Source organism: Enterobacter cloacae complex sp. P12RS (genome assembly GCF_014895875.1).
Lineage (GTDB): Bacteria > Pseudomonadota > Gammaproteobacteria > Enterobacterales > Enterobacteriaceae > Enterobacter > Enterobacter bugandensis.
Map to the genome: position 1 here is coordinate 33,154 of NZ_JADBQO010000020.1, position 13,104 is coordinate 46,257.

The following is a 13,104-nucleotide window of genomic DNA, read 5'->3' on the forward strand; positions in this document are numbered from 1 at the left end:
GGCAAACGCCGGGTTTTTTATTATCAGAAGTATTTCCGCAAATACTCTGTCAGACAGAGAATCGCCATTGCCTGGCCATACGGCATCGACGTCAGCGGTATTTGACGATAAAAATCAAGATCGCTGCCCATTCCCGTCCCGAACGACGTTTGCAGCAACTCCCCTTCCGGCGAGATATTTTTCACGATGCCGCGAATCGCTTTTTCAGCAACGTCAGCATATTCAGGCTCAACATAGCGCTTCCGCACCGCTTTCAGGATCCCGTAGGCAAACCCTGCCGTGGCGGATGCCTCCAGGTACGAGTTCGGATCGTCCAGCAGCGTATGCCACAACCCGCTTTCGTCCTGACATTTTGCCAGCGCGGCAACCTGCGCCTTCAGCACCTGCACCAGATAGCGACGAACGGCGTTGTTTTCCGGCAGATCCACCAGCTCAAGGAAGTCGGGGATCACGATGGTGAGCCAGCTGTTGCCGCGCGCCCAGCGGGCACCGGCAAAGTTATGATTACCGTCGTAGCTCCAGCCGTGGAACCACAGCCCCGTCTCCCGGTCCATCAGGTTCTGCACGTGGAGCAGGAACTGATAGATCGCCTCCTCTACGTACTCCGGCTTATTCAGCAGCCTGCCGATTTTCGCCAGCGGCAGCACCGTCATCATCAGCGTGTCGTCCCACATCTGTTGATGATTCTCTTCCGCCAGCGTGATGTGCTGCATGCCCCCATGTTCGGTGCGTGGCATCTCATTCATAGCCCACTCCGCCCAGCTTTCCAGCCACGGCAGCCAGGCCGGGTTTTTGCTCTCTTCGTAGCGATAGGCCAGCGTCAGAAACGGCGACATCGTATTGACGTTTTTGGTGGTGGCGCCTTCCGCAAAGCGGTCGGCAAACCAGCTGTCGATAATGTTGCGCATCCCTTCGTCACCGGTCTGGCAGTAGTACTGCCAGATGCCATACAGGCCGACGCCGTGCGTCCACTCCCATCCGGCCCAGCCTTTGGTGTCGATCACGCGCCCGTCGTCCAGCCGCAGCAAAAATTCACCCGTTTTGTCGTGGATATTGACCAGGTTGTGTGTCACTTTTTGAATCAGTGATTTCAGCTCGTCCCGGGCGATAAAGCGCTCTGGCTGACGCAATAGCGGGCTATGTTTGACAGGCCAAACTTTCATCATCTTAACCTCTGTTGTATGTCGAATTGAGTACCGCGCGATCCTTCAGCGAAGATGCCGCTGGCTTATTGCGATTCAGATAACCGATGTTGTTATTGCCCCACAGTGACTCATAAGGCATACCGGCCAGCATCTCGACGGTGGCGCGGGCGTGTGGCGTCGCTGACTCCGGCATCGCATGACCACACTCACGCATTTTCGCGGTCTCCTCACGCAGCGTGCTGTGGGTCTGCAAATTAAGCCTGAAGCGCAGGGAAACGAGGAAACCGCAGAACAGCACCAGGATGGTGCCCACGCTCAGGATCAGCAGAATGGTGTGGCTCACTTCCGCAGGCTGTACCTTCTGACCGCTGACAAAGCCGGACATTTGCATCACGATGCCTACCAGCATCACCGCACCGGCCTGTGACGCCTTACGGGTCAGGGTCATGATGCCGGCGAAAATCCCTTCCCGGCGCTGGCCGGTGATCGCTTCATCCACGTCAGCAATGTAGGTATAGGTATTCCATGGCACGTAGTTAATACCGCCGCGACCCAGCCCAGCCACCGCAGAGATCAGCAACAGCAGAGCGTAGACGTCGCTCAGACCGGCGTAATAGAGCATGGCGTAAGAGAGAGACGCCAGGCCAAACAGCACCACCACCATGCGGTAGGACGGCGCAGGTCCGAAGCGAATACACAGCGGGATCATCCCGATCACGGCGAGGAACTGGAAGATAGCCATCGTGCCCAGCAGGTTGGACGCCATTGACGCTTCCTGCATCAGCACAAACACCACGTAGTAGGTGAAGACTGCGTTAAATACGTCCTGTGCGATGTAGCCGCCGAGGTACATGCCAAGATGCTGGCGGAAAATCTTGATGCGCAGCGTAGAGCTTAATTCGACAAACAGACGATTGATGCTTTGCCCCAGCGTCAGCTTCTTCTTCTCTTCTTCGGCACGCAGCGCCGCTTCAGACCACTCCTCACGCGGGCGCTCCCAGGTAAAGAACCAGACAAAGGTCAGCATCAGGGCGCACAGCACGGAGAAAACCAGGCTTGCGTAAAAGAATGAGACGGCGTTGTCTTTACCGAAGTGGGTGAGCAGGATCCCCGGCAGGAAGGAGGCCAGGATCGCTGACATCTGCGCCATAGAAATACGCGCCCCGGAGAACTTGGTTTTCTGTTTGAAGTCGTCGGTCATTTCCGGCACCAGCGTCTCGTAAGGCACCAGAATCATGGTGTAGACAATATCAAACACCAGATAGGTCAGCAGGTAGTACCAGAAATTCATGTCCCCTACCCACATCAACGAGTAGCTGAACACGCACGGAATGCCTAGCAGGATAAAGAACTTACGCCGACCAAAGCGCTTTCCAGGCCAGGTCGTACCGAAGTTATCCGTCAAAAAGCCCATTAACGGGCTGACAACAGCATCCAGCACCCTCGCAGCGGCAAAGATGAAGGTTGCTTCAATCGGTGTGAGTCCACAGAAGGTGGTATAAAAATACAAAAGCCAGGCCGCCGTCAGGGCGGTCGTACCAGCCCCGAGAAAATCGCCTGCCCCGTAAGCAAGATAATTTGCGAGTCCAATTTTACGTGTTTTCATTGCCGTCAACCCTAAGCAAATTTGGGAGACTCCCTGCAAGTAAGGCTCATCGGGGAGTTTTTACACGGCTACAGTAAATGCAACGACGTCCTGATACCTTTCTGTTTCTGCCATCACGGGCAGGGTAAATGGCAAAAATGCAAAGAGTCGCGTCACGCGTGTCACTAATTTATAAAACAGCGTTTCTGTTGCATCAAAAGGTGAGGTCAATTTTGCGAGACAGCCATCAGAATTGACTGATGGCTGGTGGAAAGGCAGGCAGCTAGCGGTAGTTGACGATGACAGAATTGCTCTGCACCTTCAGCGCCGGGATCAAACGTCCTCCGCCCGGCACTTCCCAGATAAAACGTAAAGGTTCAATGGCCGGCACGCCGTTGAACGCCTGCGTTGTGCCATTTTCGCCGTCGATTTCCGTGCAGCGGGTCTGTGAGCAGAGGCGCACCCGCAGTCCGGCTGGCGTTGGGCCAATCAGCCTGTAGTTCCACACCACCATCCCCATCTGACCAGAAACCGTTTCAGAGGGCGACAGCGGATTAGAAGACATGGCGACACCCCGGTTGCTGAGGGTCACGCCCATGCTGCTTGCCTGCCAGGTCCCTTCCCCGGCGGCCTGAGCCGCCAGTGGGAAGAGCAAAATCCATAGCCATTTCATTATTTTCCTCCAATCGTTGCCGTCATGCGGATATGGCGGTTATCCGACAGCTCCAGATTCGACAGCACAACAAGCTGATTCAGGCTGCGGCGCAGGAAGCGCGACAGCAGCGGACGCAGCGCGTGGTTGACCAGCAGCACCGGCGGCGCGCCCAGCATCTCCTGACGCGCCAGCGCCTCCTGAGTTTGCTCCAGCAGGCGATCCGCCAGGCCAGGCTCGAGGCCGCCGCCGCCCTGCAGGGCCTGCAGCAGCAGGCGTTCAAGCGGCGTATCGAGGCCAATCACCTGGACTTCGCCGGTCCCCGGGAACCACTGCTGGGTGATCGCACGCCCCAGCGCCACGCGCACCACCGCCGTCAGCTCGTGCGGATCGCTCTGCAGCGGCGCATGCTCGGCAAGGGTTTCCAGAATGGTACGCATATCGCGGATCGGCACTTTTTCCTCAAGCAGGTTTTGCAGCACCTTGTGCAGCGTAGTTAACGTCAGCACGCCCGGCACCAGGTCTTCCGTCAGCTTCGGCATCTCCTGCGTCACGCGATCGAGAAGCTGCTGCGCTTCCTGACGGCCAAACAGCTCTGCCGAGAATTGCCCAATCAGGTGATTAAGGTGGGTTGCCACCACGGTACTGGCTTCGACAACCGTATAACCCTGAATTTGCGCCTGCTCTTTCAGCGCGCTTTCAATCCAGATTGCCGCCAGGCCAAAGGCCGGATCGACGGTCTGCTCGCCCGGCAGCGTGCCTGCTGCAGTGCCAGGGTTAATCGCCAGCCAGCGTCCCGGGTAAGCATCGCCGCTGCCAATTTCAACACCCTTCATCAGAATACGATAGCGCGCAGGCGGCAGGTCCATATTGTCCTTGATATGCACCACCGGCGGCAGGAAGCCCATGTCCTGGGCGAATTTTTTACGGATGCTGCGGATGCGGCCGAGCAGCTCGCCATCCTGCTGGAAATCCACCATCGGGATCAGGCGATACCCCACTTCCATTCCCAGGGAATCTTCCAGTTGAACGTCGTTCCAGGTCGCTTCTACGGCCTGGGTGTTCTCCGGCATTTTCACCGGAACCGGATCCGCAGCGGGCCTGGTCTCACGACCACGCATCCACCAGGCCAGCCCCAGCAGCCCCGCCGTAAACAGCAGGAACACGAGGTTTGGCATCCCCGGCACCAGGCCGAGCAGCCCGAGCACTGCAGCCGCCAGCAGCATCACGCGCGGGTTACTGAAGAGCTGGCCCACCATCTGCTCGCCAACATCCTGATCGGTACTGACGCGGGTCACGATAACGCCTGCCGCAGTGGAGATAACCAGCGCCGGGATCTGTGCGACCAGACCGTCACCAATGGTCAGCAGCGTATAGCTTTCCGCCGCGTGGCCCATGTCCATCCCGTGCTGCAGTACCCCCACCAGCAGGCCGCCGACCACGTTAATCACCATGATCAGGATGCCCGCGATGGCATCCCCGCGCACAAACTTACTTGCACCGTCCATGGAGCCGTAGAAGTCCGCTTCCTGGGTCACTTCCGCGCGGCGCTTTTTCGCTTCATCTTCGGCGATAAGCCCGGCGTTCAGATCGGCGTCGATCGCCATCTGCTTGCCCGGCATCCCGTCCAGCACAAAGCGCGCGCCCACTTCCGCAATACGCCCTGCACCTTTGGTGATAACCATAAAGTTGATGATCACGAGGATAACGAACACCACGATACCGATAGCGAAGTTCCCGCCCACCAGGAAGTGGCCGAAGGCCTCGACCACCTTACCCGCCGCTGCCGCGCCGGTGTGGCCCTCCATCAGGATGATACGCGTGGAGGCCACGTTCAGCGCCAGCCGCAGCAAGGTGGTAAACAGCAGAATGGTCGGGAACGCGGCGAACTCCAGCGTGCGCTGGGTGAACATCGCCACCAGCAGCACCATAATGGACAGCGCAATATTGAAGGTGAAAAGCAGATCGAGGATGAACGCCGGGAGCGGCAGTACCATCATCGACAGAATTAACAGGATGAGGATCGGCCCGGCAAGGATCTGCCATTGGGTCGATTTCAGGTTGCCGGGCAGGCGCAACATTGCCACCAGATTAGCCATCAGTGTCCTTCTCGTTCATAAAATCCAGCGCGGCAGGCACCGGAAGGTTCTCAGGTTTGACAGGCCGTTGACCGCCGGCCAGACGCCAGCGCTTCAACTGCCATACCCAGGCCAGCACTTCCGCCACCGCGGCGTAGAGTTGACCAGGGATCTGTTGTCCGATATCCGCGTGGCGGTAAAGGGCTCGCGCCAGCGGAGGTGCTTCCAGGATCGGTACGCGGTTTTCGGTACCAATTTCCCTGATGCGCAATGCAATCAGCCCCGCCCCTTTTGCCACCACTTTCGGCGCGCTCATTTTGTTTTCGTCATAGCGCAGCGCCACGGAATAGTGCGTCGGGTTGGTAACGATGACGTCCGCCTTCGGCACATCTTCCATCATGCGGCGACGGGCAGCGGCACGCTGCATCTGCCGGATGCGCCCCTTCACGTGCGGGTCACCTTCCATCTGCTTATATTCGTCGCGGATGTCCTGACGTGACATTCGCAGTTTCTTGAAGTGGGAATAGAGCTGGAAGATAACGTCAAAACCCACCATCGGAATAATGCTGAGCACCACCAGCAGCGCGCAAAGCCCGACCAGGTTCAGCGCATTGCTCATCGCGGTAAGGGGCGACTCGCTGATAAGGCGCATCATTTCGGGCCAGTGGTACCAGAGGAAAAACCCTGCAGAACTGCCCATCAGCACCGATTTGAGAATAGCCTTGAGCAGCTCGGCCCCGGTCTGCGCCGAGAACATTTTCGCAATGCCCGGCAGCGGGTTCAGTTTTGAAAATTTGGGTTGCAGCGATTTACCGCTAAAGACCAGCCCGCCCAGCATCACCGGGGAGACCAGCGCCACCAGCACCACGCCGGTAATCAGGGGCAGTAGCGCAACCATGGCCCCTTTTATCAGCTGAATAATCTGGCTGAGGATCAGATTCGGGTCGTTGACCATGCTGTGGTCAAAACGTAAGCCGGTGGAGAGCATCCCCGCCAGCTTGCGGGCGAGCGACTCCCCACCCCACCAGATAATGCACACGCCTACGATCAGGATCAGCAGGGAGGTCAATTCTCGGGATCGGGGGATCTGCCCTTCCTCACGCGCCTTTTCAAGTCGGTGGGGTGTGGGGGCTTCCGTTTTGTCGTCGTTCTCTTCTGCCACAGTGCATGCTCAGCCCATTACGTCACGGGTATCATGCCAGCGCAGCGGAAATCCAATGGCGGGAAAAGCCCGTTTATTCGGGCTCTTTTCGGTGATTTTGTCGTAAACCGCCTCAGGCGGCGTAACCCCCCTGAGGCGGAATGGACAATCAGAAGCCGAGGCTGTCCAGCAGGTCGTCCACCTGATCCTGGCTTGCCACCACGCCCGCCTTGCTGGCGTCGAGCTGCGGGCCATTGAGCAGGCTTTCGTTCTCGCGTTTTGGACGGGCAGCCGGTTCCGGGATGTTCTCCAGCAGCACCATCAGCAGTTGGCGCTCAATCTCCTGAATCACATCCATCATGCGCTTGATGACCTGACCGGTCAGATCCTGGAAATCCTGCGCCATCATAATGTCCAGCAGCTGGGCGTTGGTGAAGCTGGTGTGGCCCGGCACATCCCCAAGGAACTGACGGGTGTCGGTCACCAGTTCGCGGGCATCCGCCAGCTCGATGGGATTCTCAAACCACTCATCCCAGCGTTGGGTCAGGGCTTTCGCGCCCTTTTCCATCGCATCCTGGTGCGGCTGTGAGGCTTCAACGCTGTTCAGCGCGCGTTCAGCTGCCTGAGCGGTCATCTGCACAACGTAGTCCAGACGGTCGCGGGCGTCCGGGATCGCTTCTGCCGCTTCGGCAATGGCCTGATCCAGCCCCAGTTCACGCAGGCTGTCACGCAGCATGCGCGTCAGGCTGCCGATGCGGACGATGATGTCGCTCGGCGAGTGTTCTTCAACGGGTTTCATTGCAGGTTGCATCATCACCAACACCTCACATGCCGAGTTTCTCGAAGATCTTACCGAGCTTCTCTTCCAGGGTCGCTGCGGTGAATGGCTTCACCACGTAGCCGCTTGCGCCCGCCTGTGCAGCGGCAATGATGTTCTCTTTTTTCGCTTCTGCAGTGACCATCAGCACCGGCATAGACGCCATGCCCGCGTCCGCACGAATGGTTTTCAGTAGCTCCAGACCGTCCATATTCGGCATGTTCCAGTCGGAGATGACAAAACCAAACCCGCCAGCCTGCAGTTTGTTCAGCGCATCCACGCCGTCTTCTGCTTCTTCAACGTTGTTGAAGCCTAGCTCTTTCAGCAGGTTGCGCACAATGCGACGCATGGTGGAAAAGTCATCCACAACCAAAAACTTAAGCTCTTTATCCGCCATAAAATAATACTCCTGAGTCAAATACGTATTGCCTGTCCGGCACTGATTTTCGCCAGCATCTGCTGGCTTACCTGGCTAAGATCGACCACTTCGCTCACGCCACCCATATTGATGGCCTCGCGCGGCATGCCGAACACCACACAACTTGCTTCATTCTGCGCAATCGTCCAGGCGCCAGCCTGGTGCATTGCAAGCATTCCGGCGGCACCGTCGTTGCCCATCCCCGTCAGGATCACCCCAACGGCGTTGCGCCCCGCATGTTTCGCCACCGAATGAAACAGCACATCCACCGACGGACGGTGCCGGTTAACCGGCGGTCCGTCATGAATTTTGATTTGATAGTTAGCGCCGCTGCGCGCCAGCTCCATATGCTTGTCCCCCGGCGCGATATACGCATGTCCCGGCAGCACGCGCTCGCCGTCTTCTGCCTCTTTCACGCTGATCTGGCACAGCTTGTTCAGACGTTCGGCGAAGGAGCGGGTAAAGCCAGGCGGCATATGCTGCGTGATCAGAATACCCGGACTTGAAAGCGGCAATGGCTGGAGTACATGGCGAATTGCCTCTGTTCCTCCGGTTGACGCCCCAATAACCAGCAGTTTTTCCGAGCTGAGTAACGGTCCGGCCTTCAGGGTTGCCGGCGCGGCCATCGGCTTGTGGGCCGCGAGCTTCGCGCGCGAGGCGGTGCGAATTTTCTCGGCGATCATCTCGCTGTACGCCAGCATCCCCTCGCGAATGCCGAGCTGCGGTTTGGTGACAAAATCCACCGCCCCCAGCTCCAGCGCGCGCAGAGTGATTTCCGATCCTTTCCCGGTCAGGGAGGAGACCATCACCACCGGCATGGGACGCAGGCGCATCAATTTCTCAAGGAAATCTATGCCATCCATGCGCGGCATCTCGACATCCAGCGTTAGCACGTCGGGGTTATATTTTTTAATTAAATCCCGCGCTACCAGCGGATCCGGCGCAGTGGCCACCATCTCCATGTCGCTGTGGCTATTGATGATTTCAGTCATGATCTGACGCATCAGCGCTGAATCATCGACAGACAATACCCTGATTTTACTCATGCTTTTTCCTTACTCAGCGCGTATACCGTTTGCCCACGCAGGCTAAACTCACGCGCGAGGTTGCTGAAGTTTTCCGAGTGCCCGGCAAACAGTAAACCGTCAGGCTTGAGCAACGGAACAAACCGACGCAGAATGTCCTGTTGCGTCGTTTTATCAAAATAGATCATGACGTTACGGCAAAAAATGGCGTCGAAAGGCCCCGGCACGTTGTACTGCTTATCGAGCAGGTTAACGGGCGCGAATTCGACGCAGTTCGCCAGCTCCTGGCGTACGCGAACCAGGCCTTCATGCGGCCCTGTACCGCGCATGAAATAACGCTGCAGCTGCTGCGGCGACAGCGTTTTCAGCTCGTCCTGGCGATACACGCCGTTGCGCGCTTTCTCCAGCACCTCGGTGTCGATATCGCTGGCGTAGACTTTCCAGCGTCCCGGCGCCATGCCCAGCGTATCGGCAAGGGTGATCGCCAGCGAGTACGGCTCTTCGCCCGTTGAGGCGGCCGCACTCCATACGCGATACTCCCCGGTGCGACGGCGCGCGTGCTCGGCCAGAACCGGAAAGTGGTGGGCTTCACGGAAAAAGGCCGTCAGGTTGGTCGTGAGTGAGTTAATAAAAGCCTGCCACTCCGCGCTGTTCTGGTTCGCTTCGAGCATGCTCAGATAGCGGCCAAAATCATCCAGCCCCAGCGTACGCAAGCGCCGCACCAGTCGGTTGTAGACCATGTCCCGCTTATGATCCGCAAGCACGATCCCCGCACGCTGGTAGATTAACTGACATATCCGACGAAAATGCGCGTCGGACAGCGCGAGGCGCTGTGTCATCTGCAACAATAATGACGTTTGCCCAGGGGGCATTGGTGATGTCATAGCGCCTTCTTAATTACATTCAGGATACAACTGGCACGGCCTGCGACCGCCCGACTTCTGTTACTGCTTCAACGTGCTCTTTCACATTAAATACCGCGACCAGCCCGGTGAGACGATCCGCCTGGCTGGCCAGCTGATCGGTTGCCGCTGCCGCTTCCTCAACTAACGAGGCATTCTGTTGCGTCACCTGATCCATCTGGCTGACGGCCTGAGCCACCTGCTCTATCCCGCGACGCTGTTCGTCCGACGCCGAGGCAATCTCGCCCATGATGTCGTTAACCCGCGTCACGGAGGTGACGATCTCGTGCATGGTATGCGCCGCCGTATCCACCAGGGCAGACCCCTGCTGGACGCGAGAGACCGACTCTTCAATGAGGGACTTAATCTCTTTCGCCGCGTTGGCGCTGCGGCTCGCCAGGTTTCGCACTTCACCTGCCACCACCGCAAACCCACGTCCCTGCTCGCCGGCGCGCGCCGCTTCCACGGCGGCGTTCAGCGCCAGGATGTTGGTCTGAAACGCAATACCGTCAATCACGCTGATGATGTCGCCGATCTTCTGCGAACTGGCGGCAATCTCCTGCATGGTGCTGGCCACGTGAGAGGCCTGATCGCCCCCTCTCTTCGCCGTCAGCGCCGCCTGTTTTGACAGGTCAGACGCCTGGCGCGCGTTATCGGCGTTCTGGCTTACCGTCGCGGTCAGCTGTTCCATACTGGCCGCCGTCTGCGCCAGCGACGCCGCCTGCTGCTCGGTGCGGGACGAGAGATCGTTATTCCCCGCCGCAATCTCTGAGATCCCCGTATGCATGGCATAACTGCCCTGACGCACGTCGGATACCGTTTCCCGCAGCGACCCCTGCATGGCCTTCAGGCTGGCAAAGATCGCCGAAATTTCGTTTTTGCCAAACACCGCCACCGGACGCGCCAGATCCCCCTTCGCAATACTGTCGAAGTGGCTGCTGATAATCGCCAGCGGCTGCACAATCATTCTGCGCGCCCAGAGCAGCGCCCCGCCGGTCAGCAGCCCCGCCAGAATCACAACGACGGCAAAGATAACGCCGGACATGTGATAGCTGGTGCGGCTTGCTTCACCGGCGCGCAGAACAGACTGATTGATATCCTGCTGCCATGCGTCAAAGCTGCCGTCAAACGCCGCCTGAGACGCCTGGACCGGAGCGGCCATGAAGTCCGAAAGCTGGTTGTTCTCAAGCCAGGTCGCCTGGTGGTCCAGATCGCTGTACCACTGCTCAAAGTTCTTTTTCATGGCCGCCTTCAGCGCTTTCTCTTTCTCGCCGTCGGCCGCCTGCGCCGTGAAGGCCTTAAACTGTGCGTCTGCCTGCTTCAGGCTGTCGCGCGCCGTTGCCATCAGCGCCTTAATGTCATCCGGCGGATAGCTGAGCGCGGTTAAGGTTCCTGCCTTGTTCAGCGCAGTGCTTGCCTGCAACAGCACGGCACGCGTTTGTGCCAGTGCGGAGCGCTGTTGATTACTCGCCTCAACGTCCTGCAAATTCTGATAGCCATCGCGAAACGCCCAAAAAGACAACCCGTTACTGCCAACCTGCAACACACCGCAAAGGATCAGAATCAAAAACAGTGTGGTCGAGATACGAATACGATTTAACATCCACGCTCCCATCAAGCGGCAAGCAGCCGCGGTTTAATTGTCAGTCAAAATGTTTCCCAGTTTTCATCTTGTCCGGTCGTTGCAGCACGCGTGCGGGTGACCGCCGTGTCGGCGGCTGGCGCGCGGTACGTAGCTTGCGCAGTGACCGTATTTCCAGCGAGTGAAGCGAGACGAAACGCCGAGACGGCCATCTTCAGACGGCTCGCCTGGTCTTCCAGCGCAGCGGCCGCCGCAGCGGACTCCTGCACCAGCGCGGCGTTTTGCTGTGTCACGCGGTCCATTTCCGATACCGCCAGGGCAACCTGGTCGATACCACGACTCTGCTCATCGGACGCAGAGGCGATTTCCCCCATGATGTCCGTCACGCGGGTAACGGCATTCACGATGTCATTCATGGTCTCCCCGGCACTCTCCACCAGCACGGAGCCGGTATCCACGCGGGAGACGGAGTCTTCAATCAGGGATTTAATCTCTTTTGCCGCGTTGGCGCTGCGGCTGGCAAGGTTGCGCACTTCCCCGGCCACCACCGCAAACCCGCGCCCCTGCTCGCCCGCGCGTGCCGCTTCCACGGCGGCGTTGAGCGCGAGGATGTTGGTCTGGAAGGCAATGCCGTCGATGACGCTGATGATGTCGGCGATTTTCTTCGAGCTGTCGGCGATTTCGTGCATGGTTTTCACCACGCCATCCACCACGCGACCGCCGCGCTGCGCGGTTTCGGAGGCGCTTTCTGCCAGCTGAGACGCCTGGCGGGCGTTATCGGCGTTCTGCTTCACGGTTGCGGTGAGCTGCTCCATGCTGGCGGCCGTCTCTTCCAGCGCCGACGCCTGCTGCTCGGTACGAGATGAGAGATCGTTATTCCCCATCGCGATTTCGCTGGTGCCGGTATAGATCGCCTCGGATCCGTTACGCACGTTGGCGACGGTCTCGATCAATGAACGCTGCATGTGGTCGACGCTGTTGGCCAGCTCGGTGATCTCGTTACGTCCGGAAACGGTCAGCGTTTTGGTCAGATCGCCAGAGGCAATCTCGCGAATATGGGCAATCACGCGGCCGAGAGGGTTCAGCAGGATGTGGCGAATGCCGTACCACACAGCGAACAGCACAATGACCAGCGCCAGGGCCAATACCGCCATCTGCCATTTCGCAAAGCGGTAGTCATTCTGGCTTTCAGTAAAGGCCGAGTGATACAGATCGCCGCTGGCCTTCGCGTATTCCCCCAGCGCCGCGCCGAGTGCGTTTTGCATCCCCTGCGTCGGCTGTGCGAAGTAGGCATCCATGTTGCCGCTCTCCAGGAACTGGATCAGCTCCGTAAGCCCGGCATAGTAGGCGCTGTATTTTTCATCAATGTTCTGGCTCACCTGCGCCATAGCAGGCTGCGGTGCGATTTGCCTGAAGGCGGCGTAGTGTTTAGCCGCGTCGGCCAGCGTAGCCCGGGCATTTTTTAGCAGATCGGTTTTCGCGCTGCTCTGCTGATTGTTCGGATCCATCATCATGCGCGCGGACGAGCGGCTCAGGTTGATGCGCGTTTGCAGCATCAGATCCCACGTCGACGTGAGCTCACTCTGCTGCAGGCGGAGATCGTTCGAGGCGGCGAAGCTGTCCTGGTTCTGTTTTAACGACGAGAAAAAAAGCCCGCCGGAGATAAGCTGAAGTAGTGCGAAAATGACCAGCACCATCATTAGCATTGTGACAACGCGGATACGGTTCAACATACAACACCTTCTCATAGATTTATTAA

11 protein-coding genes are annotated in these 13,104 nt (G+C 58.4%); all 11 read right to left on the bottom strand.

Annotated elements, in window-relative coordinates; translation table 11 throughout:
• Window positions 1–23 precede the first annotated feature (23 nt).
• Window positions 24–1,163 (bottom strand): glycoside hydrolase family 105 protein, encoded by a 1,140-nt coding sequence (locus IM284_RS13645; protein ID WP_047368120.1) that lies wholly within the window; start codon window positions 1,161–1,163, stop codon window positions 24–26.
• Between the two features lie 4 nt (window positions 1,164–1,167).
• Entirely contained in the window at window positions 1,168–2,751 is a 1,584-nt protein-coding gene (locus tag IM284_RS13650) for an MFS transporter (RefSeq protein ID WP_047367821.1), read from the bottom strand.
• A 262-nt stretch (window positions 2,752–3,013) separates the two neighbouring features.
• Window positions 3,014–3,406 (bottom strand): flagellar protein FlhE, encoded by a 393-nt coding sequence (locus tag IM284_RS13655; protein ID WP_028013640.1) that lies wholly within the window; start codon window positions 3,404–3,406, stop codon window positions 3,014–3,016.
• On the bottom strand, window positions 3,403–5,481 hold the full coding sequence (flhA, locus tag IM284_RS13660; protein ID WP_028013641.1) for a flagellar biosynthesis protein FlhA: 2,079 nt from the start codon (window positions 5,479–5,481) through the stop codon (window positions 3,403–3,405). Before flhA ends, IM284_RS13655 begins: the two co-directional genes overlap by 4 nt.
• Window positions 5,474–6,622, bottom strand: coding sequence for a flagellar biosynthesis protein FlhB (flhB, locus tag IM284_RS13665; protein WP_041909432.1), 1,149 nt, complete (start codon window positions 6,620–6,622; stop codon window positions 5,474–5,476). Before flhB ends, flhA begins: the two co-directional genes overlap by 8 nt.
• A 148-nt stretch (window positions 6,623–6,770) precedes the next feature.
• Window positions 6,771–7,415, bottom strand: a complete 645-nt coding sequence (gene cheZ / locus IM284_RS13670; protein WP_028013643.1) for a protein phosphatase CheZ — start codon at window positions 7,413–7,415, stop codon at window positions 6,771–6,773.
• Window positions 7,416–7,425: 10 nt separating this feature from the next.
• Window positions 7,426–7,815 carry a chemotaxis response regulator CheY gene (gene cheY, locus IM284_RS13675; protein WP_008500431.1) on the bottom strand — a complete coding sequence of 130 codons (390 nt, stop codon included), beginning with the start codon at window positions 7,813–7,815 and terminating at the stop codon, window positions 7,426–7,428.
• Between the two features lie 17 nt (window positions 7,816–7,832).
• Window positions 7,833–8,882, bottom strand: a complete 1,050-nt coding sequence (locus tag IM284_RS13680; RefSeq protein WP_014884341.1) for a chemotaxis response regulator protein-glutamate methylesterase — start codon at window positions 8,880–8,882, stop codon at window positions 7,833–7,835.
• Window positions 8,879–9,745, bottom strand: a complete 867-nt coding sequence (cheR, locus tag IM284_RS13685) for a protein-glutamate O-methyltransferase CheR (protein ID WP_014884342.1) — start codon at window positions 9,743–9,745, stop codon at window positions 8,879–8,881. The genes IM284_RS13680 and cheR overlap by 4 nt, the downstream gene beginning before the upstream one ends.
• 19 nt (window positions 9,746–9,764) lie before the next feature.
• Window positions 9,765–11,366, bottom strand: coding sequence for a methyl-accepting chemotaxis protein IV (gene tap, locus IM284_RS13690; RefSeq protein ID WP_047367822.1), 1,602 nt, complete (start codon window positions 11,364–11,366; stop codon window positions 9,765–9,767).
• A gap of 44 nt (window positions 11,367–11,410) precedes the next feature.
• Window positions 11,411–13,078, bottom strand: coding sequence for a methyl-accepting chemotaxis protein II (gene tar, locus IM284_RS13695; RefSeq protein WP_047367823.1), 1,668 nt, complete (start codon window positions 13,076–13,078; stop codon window positions 11,411–11,413).
• Window positions 13,079–13,104 lie beyond the last annotated feature (26 nt).

Excerpts from the sequence above, each read along its gene's own strand:
- IM284_RS13645 (WP_047368120.1), bottom strand. The coding sequence starts at position 1,163 with ATGAAAGTTTGGCCTGTCAAACATAGCCCGCTATTGCGTCAGCCAGAG.
- IM284_RS13650 (WP_047367821.1), bottom strand. The coding sequence starts at position 2,751 with ATGAAAACACGTAAAATTGGACTCGCAAATTATCTTGCTTACGGGGCA.
- flhA (WP_028013641.1), bottom strand. The coding sequence starts at position 5,481 with ATGGCTAATCTGGTGGCAATGTTGCGCCTGCCCGGCAACCTGAAATCG.
- cheZ (WP_028013643.1), bottom strand. The coding sequence starts at position 7,415 with ATGATGCAACCTGCAATGAAACCCGTTGAAGAACACTCGCCGAGCGAC.
- cheY (WP_008500431.1), bottom strand. The coding sequence starts at position 7,815 with ATGGCGGATAAAGAGCTTAAGTTTTTGGTTGTGGATGACTTTTCCACC.
- IM284_RS13680 (WP_014884341.1), bottom strand. The coding sequence starts at position 8,882 with ATGAGTAAAATCAGGGTATTGTCTGTCGATGATTCAGCGCTGATGCGT.
- cheR (WP_014884342.1), bottom strand. The coding sequence starts at position 9,745 with ATGACATCACCAATGCCCCCTGGGCAAACGTCATTATTGTTGCAGATG.
- tap (WP_047367822.1), bottom strand. The coding sequence starts at position 11,366 with ATGTTAAATCGTATTCGTATCTCGACCACACTGTTTTTGATTCTGATC.
- tar (WP_047367823.1), bottom strand. The coding sequence starts at position 13,078 with ATGTTGAACCGTATCCGCGTTGTCACAATGCTAATGATGGTGCTGGTC.